Origin of the sequence: Listeria farberi (genome assembly GCF_014229295.1) — a bacterium.
GTDB classification, from domain to species: domain Bacteria; phylum Bacillota; class Bacilli; order Lactobacillales; family Listeriaceae; genus Listeria; species Listeria farberi.
The window spans coordinates 93388-108267 of record NZ_JAARZL010000002.1; the positions used below are offsets into that span (position 1 = coordinate 93388).

Annotated in this window: 14 protein-coding genes; 11 read left to right on the forward strand and 3 right to left on the reverse strand. The window is 38.2% G+C overall.

Annotation, left to right across the window (positions count from 1 at the left end; genetic code table 11):
• The first annotated feature begins 125 nt into the window (after positions 1-125).
• The 11 genes from HCB38_RS08080 to HCB38_RS08130 all read left to right on the forward strand — a co-directional run bounded on the left by HCB38_RS08080 (position 126) and on the right by HCB38_RS08130 (position 11426).
• Positions 126-1601, forward strand: coding sequence for a UDP-N-acetylmuramoyl-L-alanyl-D-glutamate--2,6-diaminopimelate ligase (locus HCB38_RS08080; protein WP_185638188.1), 1476 nt, complete (start codon positions 126-128; stop codon positions 1599-1601).
• Positions 1602-1647: 46 nt separating this feature from the next.
• Entirely contained in the window at positions 1648-2622 is a 975-nt protein-coding gene (gene mraY, locus HCB38_RS08085) for a phospho-N-acetylmuramoyl-pentapeptide-transferase (RefSeq protein ID WP_185319220.1), read from the forward strand.
• Positions 2623-2761: 139 nt separating this feature from the next.
• On the forward strand, positions 2762-4129 hold the full coding sequence (gene murD / locus HCB38_RS08090) for a UDP-N-acetylmuramoyl-L-alanine--D-glutamate ligase (protein ID WP_185319219.1): 1368 nt from the start codon (positions 2762-2764) through the stop codon (positions 4127-4129).
• Positions 4126-5217 (forward strand): undecaprenyldiphospho-muramoylpentapeptide beta-N-acetylglucosaminyltransferase, encoded by a 1092-nt coding sequence (gene murG, locus HCB38_RS08095; RefSeq protein WP_185319218.1) that lies wholly within the window; start codon positions 4126-4128, stop codon positions 5215-5217. Before murD ends, murG begins: the two co-directional genes overlap by 4 nt.
• Positions 5218-5239: 22 nt before the next feature.
• Complete coding sequence (locus HCB38_RS08100; RefSeq protein ID WP_185319217.1) at positions 5240-6052, forward strand: cell division protein FtsQ/DivIB; 813 nt, start codon at positions 5240-5242, stop codon at positions 6050-6052.
• A gap of 363 nt (positions 6053-6415) precedes the next feature.
• Complete coding sequence (gene ftsA, locus HCB38_RS08105) at positions 6416-7696, forward strand: cell division protein FtsA (RefSeq protein ID WP_185319216.1); 1281 nt, start codon at positions 6416-6418, stop codon at positions 7694-7696.
• A 66-nt stretch (positions 7697-7762) separates the two neighbouring features.
• A complete protein-coding gene (gene ftsZ / locus HCB38_RS08110; RefSeq protein WP_003769589.1) occupies positions 7763-8941 on the forward strand; it encodes a cell division protein FtsZ in 1179 nt (392 codons plus the stop codon).
• A 120-nt stretch (positions 8942-9061) separates the two neighbouring features.
• Positions 9062-9751 (forward strand): YggS family pyridoxal phosphate-dependent enzyme, encoded by a 690-nt coding sequence (locus HCB38_RS08115; protein ID WP_185319215.1) that lies wholly within the window; start codon positions 9062-9064, stop codon positions 9749-9751.
• A 3-nt stretch (positions 9752-9754) separates the two neighbouring features.
• The gene (locus HCB38_RS08120) at positions 9755-10213 is read left to right on the forward strand and encodes a cell division protein SepF (protein ID WP_185319214.1); all 459 of its coding nucleotides are present in this window, start codon (positions 9755-9757) and stop codon (positions 10211-10213) included.
• Positions 10214-10235: 22 nt separating this feature from the next.
• Positions 10236-10526 carry a YggT family protein gene (locus tag HCB38_RS08125; RefSeq protein ID WP_003728826.1) on the forward strand — a complete coding sequence of 97 codons (291 nt, stop codon included), beginning with the start codon at positions 10236-10238 and terminating at the stop codon, positions 10524-10526.
• Positions 10527-10649: 123 nt separating this feature from the next.
• On the forward strand, positions 10650-11426 hold the full coding sequence (locus tag HCB38_RS08130; protein ID WP_185638191.1) for a YlmH family RNA-binding protein: 777 nt from the start codon (positions 10650-10652) through the stop codon (positions 11424-11426).
• Between the two features lie 33 nt (positions 11427-11459).
• Here HCB38_RS08130 and nadA read toward each other — a convergent pair whose 3' ends face one another.
• Genes nadA through nadB form a run of 3 tightly spaced genes read right to left on the reverse strand, consistent with a single transcriptional unit; the run spans position 11460 to position 14853 of the window.
• Positions 11460-12560, reverse strand: a complete 1101-nt coding sequence (nadA, locus tag HCB38_RS08135) for a quinolinate synthase NadA (protein WP_185638193.1) — start codon at positions 12558-12560, stop codon at positions 11460-11462.
• Positions 12557-13402, reverse strand: coding sequence for a carboxylating nicotinate-nucleotide diphosphorylase (gene nadC, locus HCB38_RS08140; RefSeq protein ID WP_185618283.1), 846 nt, complete (start codon positions 13400-13402; stop codon positions 12557-12559). Before nadC ends, nadA begins: the two co-directional genes overlap by 4 nt.
• The gene (gene nadB, locus HCB38_RS08145) at positions 13399-14853 is read right to left on the reverse strand and encodes an L-aspartate oxidase (protein ID WP_185638195.1); all 1455 of its coding nucleotides are present in this window, start codon (positions 14851-14853) and stop codon (positions 13399-13401) included. The genes nadC and nadB overlap by 4 nt, the downstream gene beginning before the upstream one ends.
• Positions 14854-14880: the final 27 nt, after the last annotated feature.

A 14880-nucleotide genomic window follows, 5' to 3' on the forward strand; every position in this document is an offset into this window, starting at 1 on the left:
CTTTAAAAGCAAACTGTGTCTTTAGTCGTGGTAGATATACTTTGTTGTTTTTGCTAAGATAGAAAAGAATTCTTTTTGATTTTAGCAAAATTAACAGAAAGAATAAGTTTGAGGAGATGGCAAGAATGAAGTTAAATGAACTAATGCAAGCTATCCCGGTTTATACTGGAAACGCAAGTGCAGCAATTGAAGTTAGCCACATTGCACAAGATAGTCGTAAAGTACAATCAGGTAGCTTATTTATTTGTATAGATGGTGAAATAGTAGATGGACATCAGTTTGCTCAACGTGCTGTAGAGCTCGGCGCAGTAGCGATTATCGCTGAAAAACAACTAGATGTTTCCGTGCCAGTTCTTTATGTTAGAGATTCTAAACGAGCAATGGCAATGCTAGCAGATTATTTTTACGGTTCTCCAACCCAGGCATTAAAACTTGTTGGGATTACAGGGACAAATGGTAAAACAACGGTTAGCCATTTAGTGGAACAAATTGTTCGCGAAAACGGCGAGCAAACTGGCTTAATTGGTACGATGTATCGTAAAATTGGTGATGAAATTTTAGAAACAAAAAATACGACGCCAGACAGCTTAACATTGCAAGAAACTTTTCGAGATATGCTTTTAAGTGGTGTTAGTACAGCTGTAATGGAAGTCTCCTCTCACGCCTTAGTTCAGGGTAGAGTATATGGTTCGGATTATGACGTAGCAGTATTTATGAATCTATCTCAAGATCATTTAGATTATCATCATACAATGGAAGAATATGCTTACGCTAAAAGCTTATTGTTCGCGCAGCTCGGTAACAGTTATAACACGAGTAAGCCTAAAATCGCTGTTTTAAATGCAGACGATGCGGAAAGCGTGCGGATGCAAACAGCGACTGCCGCACATATTATTACTTTTGGAATAAAAGAACCAGCTGACTTTGCCGCATCCAACATCCAAATTACAAGCCACGGATCCACTTTTGATTTAAAAACACCTGTGGGAAATTTCTCATTAAAAATAAAAATGATTGGGAATTTCAGCATATATAATGTATTAGCAGCAATTGCAACAAGCTTTGCGCTTCAGATTCCTGTAGAAAAAGCAATTGCCACTGTTGAACGTATTCCAGGCGTGAAAGGACGTTTTGAACTGGTGAATGCAGGGCAAGATTTTCCAGTAATAGTGGATTATTCTCATACGCCTGACAGCTTGTTAAATGTTCTACAAACGATTGCTGAATTTGCCAAAAAACGTGTTTTTGTTGTTGTAGGATGTGGTGGTGACCGTGATAAAGGAAAACGACCACAAATGGCAAAAATTGCTGTTGACTATGCGACAAATCCAGTCTTCACATCAGATAATCCGCGTAGTGAAGACCCACATGCGATTATTGAAGATATGATTCAAGGTGTTCTGGATAGCGATTCATATGTTGTTCATGAGAATCGTCGCGATGCCATTCGTTATGCTGTAAATATGGCAGAAGCAGGGGATGTTATTCTGATTGCTGGTAAAGGGCATGAAGATTATCAAGTAATTGGTGACGAGGTTATTGATTTCGATGATCGCGTAGAAGCTCGAATAGCTATTGAAAAAAAACTCGGACTCGAATAAAATATGAAGTGAAGTGCTTTGACAAACAGATTGGGGAGAATTTATTGTGTCTTTATACATGTTAGTATCAACTTTTGCAGTGGCTTTTATCATCACGGTGATAGGTGTCCCACTATTTATACCATTTTTAGTGAAATTGAAATTCGGTCAAAGTATCAGGGATGAAGGACCGAAGATGCACGAAAAGAAATCAGGAACGCCAACTATGGGTGCAGTTGTTTTTATTACTGCTATGCTCATTAGCTTTTTGATTTTTTCATTCATCAGTGGTGAAGCTAGTGCGGCTACTTGGCTGCTATTTATCGCGCTGGCATTATTTGGCGCATTAGGTTTTCTGGACGACTATATCAAAGTAGTTCAAAAACGGAACCTAGGCCTCACTTCGAAACAAAAATTCTTAGGTCAAGTTGCGATTTCGATTTTATTTTATCTGGTGTATCATTTTAGTGGTTTTGCCGAAACACTTAATATTCCATTTACGAATATAGAAGTGAATCTTGGGTGGTTCTTTGTTATCTTTATTTTGTTCTGGTTAGTTGGTTTCTCCAATGCAGTTAATTTAACAGACGGTTTAGACGGACTTGTTTCTGGTTTATCTGTGATTGCGTTCTCTGCTTTTGGTGTGATTGCTTTTTACCAAGAGCAGATGGATGTAGCGATTTTCTGTTTCGCGATTGTAGGCGGAATGCTTGCGTTTCTCCTATTTAATAAAAATCCAGCGAAGATTTTTATGGGAGATACTGGATCACTTGCGCTTGGTGGAAGTATTGCAGCAGTTTCCATTTTAGTACATCAAGAATGGCTATTACTTTTAATCGGAATTATTTTCGTAATCGAAACTGCGTCTGTTATTTTACAAGTTTTTTACTTTAAGGCAACAGGAGGAAAACGAATTTTCCGTATGACGCCAATTCATCATCATTTTGAGCTTGGTGGTTGGTCCGAGTGGCGTGTTGTTTTAACGTTCTGGGGAATCGGATTAATTGGCGCAATTATTTCAGTCTGTATCGTTATTTTTTAAATAAAGCGCCGTAATTTTTGCGGCAAAAGCGTCTCTAGTTGGCTGTTTTTTTACAGAATCTGGTTGGCGCTTTCCGTCGTTTTTATGATTTTCATAGAATCGATCGCCAATTTTGATATAAATGGGGGAACCAAAGGAAATGAAAAAAATTGAAATGTACCATCACAAAAAAGTGCTTGTTTTAGGTCTTGCGAGAAGTGGTGTTAGCGCGGCAACAATTATGCATAAATTAGGAGCGTTTGTCACAGTAAATGATCAAAAGCCGTTTAGTGAAAATCCGGAAGCACAAGGTCTACTTGAGCAAGGGATTAAAGTTATTTGTGGATCGCATCCTATTGAGCTGCTTGATGAAGGATTCGAACTCGTAATTAAAAACCCGGGGATTCCGTACAACAACCCTATGATTGAAAAAGCGTTAAAACTTAAAATTCCAGTTATTACTGAAGTAGAATTAGCTTACCAAATTTCTGAAGCGCCGATAGTTGGTATTACTGGAACTAACGGGAAAACAACGACAACAACGATTATTCACCATATGTTAAATGCGCATAAAGAAAATAGCTCTTTACTTGCAGGAAACATTGGTTTTCCGGCATCGGCTGTTGCAGAAAACGCAACAAGCGATCAATACATTTCGATGGAATTATCTTCTTTCCAATTAATGGGGGTTGAAACATTTAAACCGCATATTTCTGTCATTACAAATATCTATGAAGCGCATTTAGATTACCATACAGATCGAAGTGAATACGTACAAGCAAAGTGGCACATTCAACAAAAACAAACAGCAGATGATTTCTTAGTAATTAATTGGGACCAAGAAGAATTGAAAAATTTAACCAAACAAACAAAAGCACAAGTTATTCCTTTTTCAACAACGCAACGCTTAGGGGAAGGAAGTTATGTCCAAAATGGCAATATTATGTTTGATGATGAAGTAATCGGTTCACGCGATAGCATTTTACTTCCTGGAGAGCATAATTTAGAAAATGTTCTAGCATCTGTTGCGGTAGCTAAAACTTTAGGTGTAACTAATGAGGAAATTATGCGTGTTTTAGAAACATTTAAAGGTGTAGAGCACCGGACTCAGTTTGTAGTGGAATGGCAAGATCGTAAATTTTACAACGATTCTAAAGCAACTAATATTCTTGCAACTCAAAGTGCGTTAAAAGGATTTAAAAATCCAGTTGTATTACTTGCTGGCGGATTAGATCGTGGAAACTCTTTTGACGAACTACTACCGTTTTTCAAAAATGTAAAATCACTTATTGTTTTTGGTGAAACGGCAGACAAGATTGGGCGTGTTGGAAAAATTGCAGGAATTGAAGTGCATTATGTAGATAATGTAGAAGCTGCTGTTCCGGTTGCATATCGCGAGTCAGCACCAGGAGATATAATCTTACTTTCACCGGCTTGTGCAAGTTGGGATCAATACCGGACATTTGAAGTTCGCGGGAATGCCTACATGAACGCAATCAGTGAACTAATAGAAGAGGTGGAAAAATGAAAGTAGCAATAAGCGGTGGTGGTACTGGAGGGCACGTTTATCCAGCACTTGCTTTCATCAGAGAATTAAAAAAAATACATCCAGAAGCTGAATTTTTATATATTGGAACAGAAAAAGGTTTAGAAGCAGGAATCGTAAAACGAGAGGGTATTCCTTTTGAATCAATAGAAATTACTGGATTTAAGCGTTCATTATCGCTTGAAAATATCAAAACTGTCATGCGCTTTCTAAGTGGCGCTAAAAAAAGCAAGCAAATTTTACGTGAATTTAAACCTGATGTTGTAATTGGAACAGGAGGATATGTTTGCGGTCCTGTGGTTTATGCAGCAGCAAAATTAAAAATTCCCACTTTAATACACGAACAAAATAGTGTCGCTGGTTTAACCAATAAATTTTTAAGCCGCTATACAGATAAAGTTGCCATTTGTTTTGAAGAGGTAAGTGATTCGTTTGCTTCTGAGAAAATTGTTTTCACTGGAAATCCTCGTGCTTCGGAAGTAGTCGGCGTGGATGGTCTTGGCGCGCTAGAAGCATACGGGCTTGTTTCTGGGAAGCCTACTGTACTTGTTTTTGGAGGTAGCAGAGGTGCTCGAGGTGTGAACGAGGCAGTGGAAGCAATCTTGCCGGAATGGAACAAACGAGATTTTCAGTTATTGTATGTGACGGGAGATGTCCATTTCGAAAAAATGAAAGGTGCTTTAGCGGAAATGAACTTAGGAAGTCATATTAGTGTTCAACCATTTATTTATGATATGCCTAAGATTTTAAATGCCGTGACTCTCGTTATTTCTAGAGCAGGAGCGACCACATTAGCTGAACTTACAGCGCTTGGGGTACCTAGTATTTTAATACCGAGCCCTTATGTAACAGCGAATCATCAAGAATATAATGCACGTGCGTTAGAAAAAAATAATGCGGCTGTAGTTATTACCGAACCTGAGTTAAAAGATACGGATTTAATGGCGACAGTAGATTCTATTTTAACAGACGAAGCAAAACTAAATAGTATGAAATTAAGTGCTAAACAAATGGGACGCCCAGATGCAGCTATAAAACTGGTAGAAGCAGTCCTAAGTATTATGAAATAAATTGCAGAAAGGAGCGAATAAAATGGCTGAAAACAAACGAGTAATTTCCATCGAAAACCGTATACCTGAATTAAAAAAATACCGCAAAAAAAAGTTAATAAGACATTTAGCCATTTTAATCGGAATTTTTGCGATTTTAATCTTAATTACACTTTATTTCCTTTCCCCACTGAGCAAGCTAGATAAAATTGCAGTAAGTGGGAATAAACAATTAACTGAAAATGAAGTGCGTAAAGAAAGTGGGCTTACTATCGGTGAATTTATCCTTGGAATAAGAAATGGAAAAACAGAAGAAACGCTCGAAAAAAATACATTAATTAAAAATGCAACAGTTTCCAAAGTGGGCTTAAATGATGTGAAAATTAATATTACAGAATATAAAACTATTGGCTACCAACAAAATAATGGTAAATACTATGATGTGCTTGAAAATGGTATTATGCTAAAAGACCAACCGAGGCAATTTCCAATAGGAAACGATTTACTGTTCCAAAATTTTAAAAATGGAAAAACACTCGAAAAAATGGTAGAACAAATTAATAAACTTCCAAAAGATGTAGTAAATTCCATTTCCGAAGTGATTTATAGTCCTACAAAAACGGATAAAAGTCATATTAAATTATATATGAATGATGGAAATCAAGTCTCAGCAGATATAAGTAGTTTTGCAGAAAAGATGCAGCATTATCCAGCAATTGTCGCTCAACTAGCGAAGGGACAAAAAGGCGTAATTGATATTGAAGTAGGTTCATATTTCCAAAGTTACTATCAACAAAATGCCGAAAAAAAAGCTACCGAAGAAAAAGATGCAGAGAAGAAAAAAGAAAACGAATAAACCCTTTGTTTCTTCTCTCGTATTTTGAGGAAACAATAAATTAACAGATATGTCAAAAAGATGACAAAATGATAACCTACAAGCGTGTGACGCCAACACTTGTTCGCTTTTTGAATAAAATGAAAAAAATATCTTAAGAATTTGCCAAAAATTGTTCTTTGTGCTTTTATTACCTTCTTTCTTAGTGTAGACTGTAAATAAGTGATTTTGTATGTTAGGCAGAATGGGGAATCATTCTACACTAACACCATATAAATAAAGAAGTAACATGGTTTTTTTAAGCAAGTTAAAAAACCGGCTTTGCTCGGTATAAAAATGAAATATGATACTTTAAATGACTAGAATAAAAGGAGGTGCCGATAAATGGGTGATAGCGAAATTTATGTAAGTTTAGACATTGGAACAGCTTCTGTAAAAGTAATCATCGCGGAAATGGCTGACGATAGACTCAATATTATCGGTGTTGGGAATGTCGAGTCATCCGGAATAAAAAAAGGGATTATTATCGACATAGACAAGACTGTAGAATCCATTAAAAAGGCAATTGAACAAGCAGAGAGAATGGTTGGCGTTGAAATTTCTCAAGTGATTGTTGGGGTAGTATCGAGTCAAGTGCATTTAGAAGCTTGCCGAGGAATTGTGGCAGTAGGTAGCGAAAATCGTGAAATCACAGATGATGATGTCTGGAATGTGATGGATGCTGCTCAAGTCGTTCCTCTATCTCCTGAACGAGAAATTATTAATACTATTCCAGATCAATTTGTTGTGGATGGTTTAACAGGAATTACAGATCCACGTGGAATGATTGGTGTTCGTCTAGAAATGGAAGGCACACTAATTACAGGTTCAAAAACAATTTTACATAATACGTTACGTTGTGTAGAACGTGCTGGTCTCGAGATTTCTGATATTGCTTTACAACCGCTTGCTGAGGCTTCTATTTCTTTATCAGAAGATGATAAAGAATTTGGTACTGCTCTTGTGAATATTGGTGCAGGAACGACAACTATTAGTGTGTTTGAGCAAGGTAGGTTAACATACACTGGTGTTATTCCAGTAGGTGGAGATAATATCACAAAAGACTTATCTCTCGGACTAAACACATCTACTGCCAATGCAGATCGTGTTAAATTAGAACACGGTTATGCATTTTATGATGATGCTTCTCCTGATGAAGTTTTTGCAATTGATGTTATCGGTAGTGACCAAAAACAACATTTCACACAAGTAGAAGTAGCAGATATTATTGAAGCGCGTATGGAAGAAATTTTCCAATTAGTTGTGGAAGAACTGAATCGAGTAGGTAAAACGCATCTTCCAGGAGGCTATGTATTAACTGGTGGCTCAATGGCGATTCCAGGAGCTATTGATTTAGCTGGAAAAACGTTGGCAGCACATGTTAGACTGGCGATTCCTGATTATATCGGTGTTCGCGAACCATCCTTCACAACTGCAGTAGGCTTAATTAAATATGCTTATCAAATGGCTGAATTAGAAGGTCGTGATGTAAGTAGTACTGCTAGTGAGCCACGTTATGATGACGAAGCACCAAAACCAAAACAACCTAAACAAAAACCAAAAAAATCAGATGACGAAAAAGTATCAACGAAAATGAAGAATTTTTTCGGCGCATTTTTTGAATAAAAGCGAATAGCTGGTAAGTCAGCAAGAAAAACGAATCGTATAAATCGGCAAATAGGAGGCAATAATATGTTAGAATTTGACACTAGTTCAGAAAGTTTGGCAACAATTAAAGTAATCGGTGTTGGCGGCGGCGGTAACAACGCTGTAAACCGTATGATTGAGCATGGTGTTCAAGGAGTAGAATTTATCTCCGTTAATACAGACGCTCAAGCACTTAATTTAGCAAAAGCAGAAACAAAATTACAAATCGGTACAAAATTAACACGTGGTTTAGGCGCGGGAGCTGTACCTGAAATTGGTAAAAAAGCAGCAGAAGAAAGTCGCGAACAAATTGAAGAAGCTTTAAAAGGCTCTGATATGGTATTCGTAACTGCTGGAATGGGCGGCGGAACTGGAACTGGTGCTGCACCTGTTATTGCTCAAATCGCTAAAGAAATGGGCGCTCTAACTGTAGGTGTTGTTACACGACCATTTGGTTTTGAAGGACCGAAACGTACGAAACAAGCCCTAACTGGAACAGAAGCAATGAAAGAAGCGGTGGATACTTTAATTGTTATCCCCAACGACCGTTTACTTCAAATTGTGGATAAAAATACGCCAATGCTGGAAGCTTTCCGTGAAGCAGATAATGTTTTACGTCAAGGTGTACAAGGGATTTCTGATTTGATTGCCGTTCCTGGTTTAATTAACTTAGACTTTGCCGATGTAAAAACAATTATGACTAACCGTGGTTCTGCCCTTATGGGAATCGGGATTGCAACTGGTGAAAATCGTGCTGCAGAAGCTGCGAAAAAAGCAATTTCTTCTCCACTTCTTGAAACTTCCGTTGACGGAGCAAAAGGTGTCCTAATGAATATTACAGGCGGATCTAACCTAAGTCTTTATGAAGTACAAGAAGCAGCAGAAATCGTATCAAGTGCATCAGATGAAGATGTAAACATGATTTTCGGTTCTGTTATTAACGACGAATTAAAAGATGAACTGATTGTAACTGTTATTGCAACAGGTTTTGATGAAGAAAAGCAAGCGCAACAACAAGCGCAAGCGAATCGTCGTCCTAACCAATCCATTCAAGTGAATCGTCCAAGCTATGCTGTGCAAGATGAACCACAAAATGATTACGCGCAAAATGCACCGCAACAAGGGAATAATCCGGTACACGAACAACCACAAGCTGAACCACAACAAAATAGTTCAGACGTTGATGTACCTGCATTTATCCGTAACCGTAACCGTCGCGGATAATACTTATAACATAATTTCACCCGGCCACTTTGGAAGCATTGCCAAGTGACCGGGTATCTGATTATAACAAGAAGCGTTTTAATTTAAGCGCTTCGGGAATTATATAAGGTGATTAAATAAATGACAAAACAAGCTAATTTAGAAAAAGTAACCGCACAAATTGAGCGTGTCTGTGAAGAAAGTAATCGTGCCCCGGAAGACGTAACATTAGTAGCTGTTACAAAAACAATTGATGTAACTGGAATTACAGAACTGTATGATTTAGGTATCCGCCATTTTGGTGAAAATCGTGCAGATGTTTTCCTAGAAAAAACAGTAGAACTTGCAGATAAAGGTGACATTAGTTGGCATTACATTGGATCTTTACAAACGCGTAAAGTCAAAGATGTTTTACCAAAAATTGATTATTTGCATTCGCTTGACAGAGCATCACTTGCAAAAGAAATTGAAAAGCGTGCTAATAAACCAGTGAAATGTTTTCTTCAAGTGAATATTTCTGGTGAGGAGAGCAAACATGGCTTTTCTAAAAAAGAGGCGCTAGCTTTTTTACAAGAATCAGATTTCAACTTTATTGAAGTTGTTGGATTAATGACAATGGCACCTATTACAAATAGTGACATAGAGCTGCATCACGTATTTCATGAGTTAAAGCAATTGCAGCAAGAAATTCATGCGCTTCAGTTAAAAAACATTCCGTGCACTGAGTTGTCTATGGGGATGACAAATGACTACGGGATTGCGATTACAGAAGGTGCAACATTTATACGAGTAGGAAGAGCTTTGGTGAGTGACGATAATATGGAGGTGTAACAAATGGGACTATCGAATAAATTTAAGTCATTCTTTTTCTTAGATGAAGAAGAGGAATATTATGAAGAGGAAGTAGCGAGGGAACCTGAACCTATGCAAAAGAAAACGAAGAAAGAAAAACCAAATAAAAATCGTTTTTATGCGGTTGAAGAAGAAGATGCGAAGGTGGTCAGTATGCAGGGAGCTCAGTATTCTAGTCGTATGGTACTCGCAGAACCGCGAGTATATGCAGAAGCCCAAGAACTTGCGGACTATTTAAAAGATTATAAAACAGTAGTTGTAAACTTACAACGCATTAGCCACGACCAAGCGACACGTATTGTTGATTTCTTAAGCGGTACAGTTTATGCATTGGGTGGAGATATTCAACGTGTTGGAAATAATATTTTCTTATGTACTCCAGATAATGTGGAGGTAAATGGCTCGATTTCCGAAATGCTTGATGAACAAAACTTTATGTGATGAATTAGAGGTGTAAACTAGATTGCAAAGTATTTTATATCAAGTGGTGGAAGTCATTTTATTTATTATTAGATGGTTGCCAACACTAATGTTTATTTATTTCTTGATGAGCTGGTTTCCAGGTGCAAGAGAATCGAAAATCGGTCAATTTTTAGCTCGTATTTTTGAACCGATTTTAGAGCCTTTTAGAAGAATTATTCCGCCGATTGGTATGTTTGATATTTCGTCCCTTGTGGCTTATTTCATTTTCCAATATGCGATGAGAGTTTTAACAGGTTTAATTCAAGTGTATGTCATTCCAATGTTATTTTAAAAAGCGCACCCGTTTTCATATGGGTGGCTTTTTTTATCAAGAAGCAAGATTAGCTTAGTAGCAGCTAGTTTCATGGTATAATTGGGCTAAAGAATCGGAACGGATTGAAAGGGAGAAATTATAATGGATGGAATTTATCAGCATTTTCGCGCGGAAGAATACGCATTTATTGATAAAATTTTAGGAGTTACGATGCAAGTTGAAAATGAATATACACCGCAACTAACGGATTTTTTGGACCCGAGGCAACGTTATATTACCGAGACAGTTATTGGTGGTTATGAGCATATTGGCGTCCAGTTTTTTGGTGGGGTGCCGCACGCGGAACGCCGCCGTGCACTGATTTATCCAGATTATTATACACCAACAGAAGCTGACTTTGAGATTACTTTATTCCATATTCGCTATCCGGTGAAATTTACGACACTCACACATCAAAAAATTCTTGGCACATTAATGTCGCTTGGAATGAAGCGCGATATTTTTGGAGATATTTTAAATAATGGCACTGAATGGCAGTTGTTAGTAGAAAGTACGATGAAGGATTATTTAACATTACAGCTTGAAAAAATTGGTAAAGTGAATGTGATGTTAGAAGAGACTGATTTGGCGAATGCTGTCTATGCGCCAGTTGTTTGGGAAGAAATGGGCTTAACGGTTTCTAGTATGCGACTCGATGTAATTATTAGTAATGCGCATCATATCTCTAGGCAGAAGGCGAAACAACTAGTCACCGCGGGACTTGTTAAAGTGAACTGGAAAACAGTAGAAAATCCTGATTTCGAATGTGAGGAAGAAGACGTATTATCGGCTCGTGGATATGGACGAGTGAAAGTATTATCAACTGGCGGTAGAACGAAAAAAGATAAAATTCGGATAGAAATTGGGTATTTAAAATAAAAACGAAAGCAGTTGCTGCTTTCGTTTTTTTGGCTAGCTTAATTGGAGCATTCTTTCTAATGCTTTTAACGCAAATTTGGTTGTATGTTCATCGACTTTGATTTGATTTCTTTGTTCCCCGTTTTGAATAGCTTCGAGTGTCCAAAGTAAATGAGGTAAGTCGATTCGATTCATTGTCATACACGGACACATAAAAGGGTTGAGCGAGACGATTTTTTTATCTGGATTTTCTTGAATAATGCGACCGACCAGATTAGCTTCTGTGCCGACAGCCCATTCGGTGCCAGGTGCTGCGTTACTTATTTCCGTCACAATTTTTTTCGTTGAACCAGCGTCATCTGCTAGTGAAACGACTTCATGAGTGCATTCAGGATGAACAATAATTCGCATGTTAGGATGATTTTTACGAATGTTTTCGATATTTTTAACTGTAAAATGTTGGTGGACGGAGCAGTAGCCTTTCCATAAAATTACTTTACAATCAGCTAGATTACCGTCATATTCCAGTTCGTTTTTTATCGGATTCCAAATGGCCATATGTTCTAACGGAATGCCTAGTTCAAAAGCTGTATTCCGACCTAGATGCTGGTCTGGAAGAAAGAAAATCCGCTCTTTTTGCTGAAGCGCCCATGAGACAATCTTAGTTGCATTACTGGATGTAACTGTTGTACCACCATGCTCGCCAACGAAGGATTTAATTGCAGCCGTGGAATTAATATAAGTGACTGGTAAAATCGTATCGCCAAAAAGGGTTTGGAGCTTTGGCCAAGCGTTGGTTAATTGGTGAATATCTGCCATATCCGCCATCGAACAACCAGCTCGCATATCCGGTAACGTCACAATCTGCTCATTTGTCGTGAGCATATCTGCTGTTTCAGCCATAAAATGAACGCCACAAAAAACGATATGTTTTGCTTTTTTATTATTTGCAGCTATTTGTGCTAACTGTAAAGAGTCACCAATTGCATCTGCAAAAGGAACGACTTCATCTTTTTGATAATGGTGGCAAGGAATAAAAAGGTCTTCGCCAAGTTGCGCTTTGATTTCTGTGACACGAGTTATCATTTCTTGTGGGGGCATATGTTTATAACGAGCCGGCATCGTATCTTGTTCTACAGTCTCTAGTAAATTCATGCTTTTATACCTCCTTTGCTATTAAAACTAATATCAAGGGCAGAAACAGAATGTGTTAATGACCCTAAAGAAATATAATTCGCACCAGAACCTTTATAATGATTAATATTATCTAAAGTGATATTACCGGAAATCTCCGTAGTAATGTGGTCTGGCACTAGTTTAACAAGTTGTTTGATTTCTTCTGGTGTGCGGTTATCAAACATAATGATGTCTGCACCAGCTTGAACGGCTTCTTTTACTTGTGAGGCAGTTTCTGTTTCGACTTCGATTTTTACCATATGTCCCAGTTTTTCACGAGCGATAGAAACAGCTTCGGTTATACCACCAGAGAAGGCGATATGGTTATCTTTTAGCATGACCCCGTCGTACAGACCATTTCGATGGTTAAAGCCACCACCGCTCTGTACGGCGTATTTATCGAAGGTACGGAGACCGGGTGCTGTTTTTCTTGTATCGCAAATTCGGATCGTCGAATCGTCTAACTGTTTTATGGCAATATGGGTTTGGGTAGCAATACCGCTCATTCGCTGCATTAAATTTAAAATAACACGCTCGCCGGAAAGTAAAGTGCGAACTGGGGCCGAGACAGTCGCGATAATGTCTCCTTTTTTAATTGTGTCACCATCTTTTTTTACAGCTTCAAAATGCACGTTTCCACCAAGAATTTCATATACTAATGGCGGGATAGCGATGCCACAAAGAATACCTGTTTCCTTCGCTATAAAAACACCTTCTCCCATCGTTTCACTGGAGAAAATACTATCTGAACTTAAATCATGCTGACCAATATCTTCTAATAAAAATGCTTGAATTGCTTGATTCATAAGTATTGAGTTCATTTCGTTACTCCTTTTAAAATTCTATGTGCGCCAAGGCTTTCAGTTCGTTTTAGGGCGCTTTCGGCAATTAATTTTGAGGTAATAATCATATGACTTATTTCAGCTGTTTCTCTCGTATGGTTAGCGTAATCAAATGTTTCTAACCAATGGAGAAATTCCGTGATTTTCTCAGGTTTTCGTGTAATTCCTAATGTTTCCCAGATTTTTTCTTGGAGTTGTTGTTTTTCAGGTAAATGGGGCGTTGTTGTTTGATAAGTGGGGGGATTCTCTGGAACTATTATTCGGTTGGTTTTTTGCGTGTGAATATATTCAGCAACTTTTTCACCAAAAACAAGTGTTTCAAGAAGGGAGTTGCTGGCGAGACGATTGGCGCCGTGTACACCTACATTTGCCACTTCACCAATGGCATAAAGATGAGGGATATTCGTCTTGCCGTTCAAATCAGTTCGAACACCACCCATTAAAAAATGCGCACCTGGATGAACGGGAATTCGTTTAGTGTCGCGAAATGGTACTTGGTGTTCGTCTAAGCTGGTTGTAATTGCAGGAAATCGCTTTTCAAAATGAGCCACTTTGGTTATATCAAGAAACACTTGGTCACCCCGTTCAATTTCTTCAAAAAGTGTGGCTGCAACGATATCACGTGGAGCAAGATCTGCTAGTGGATGCACGGTTACCATAATAGCCGAACCATCTGCGCGAATAAGTGTAGCTCCTTCGCCACGAACTGCCTCAGAAATTAAACCATGACAACGTCCGTTTAGAAAAAGCAAGGTTGGATGAAACTGAATAAATTCCATGTCGGATAGTGTCGCACCAGCTCGGTAAGCAAGAGCCAAGCCGTCTCCAGAAATAGTTGCAGCATTAGTGGTTACAGGAAAAAGTTGTCCGAGTCCGCCACTCGCTAAAATAATATGTTCGCCGTAATAAGTATGTAGTTGGTTTTCTTTATCTAAACAATGAACACCAATCGCTTTACCGTCATGTTTAATAATCTCTATAGCCATTTTTTGCTCTTGCCAGTTAACCTTTGTCAATTTTTCTTGTAAAAATGTAGTAAGAAATTTGCCGGTTTGATCCCCTCCAGAATGCAAAATACGAGGCAGTTGGTGCGCGCCTTCTAATCCAAGTGAAAGTTCGCCATCTTTTTCGTCAAAAGTCATTCCTTCTTTTATTAATTTTTGGATCACAATCGGTCCACAAGTCACAAGTTGGTTTACAGCGCGAACTTTATTATGAAAACAGCCAGCTTGAAAGGTATCGCTAAAATGTTTTTTTGGTGTATCGCTTTTTGATATAGCCGCGGCGACACCACCTTGAGCGAGCATAGAGTTACTTTGTTCTTTATGACCTTTTGTGATTATTGTCACATCATAGTCCTGCATTAATCTGAGGGCAGCAGTGCAACCTGCGATACCACTCCCAATGATAATCACTCGTTCTTTTGTCATCATTTCCACCTCTTGCATAGTAGGTTC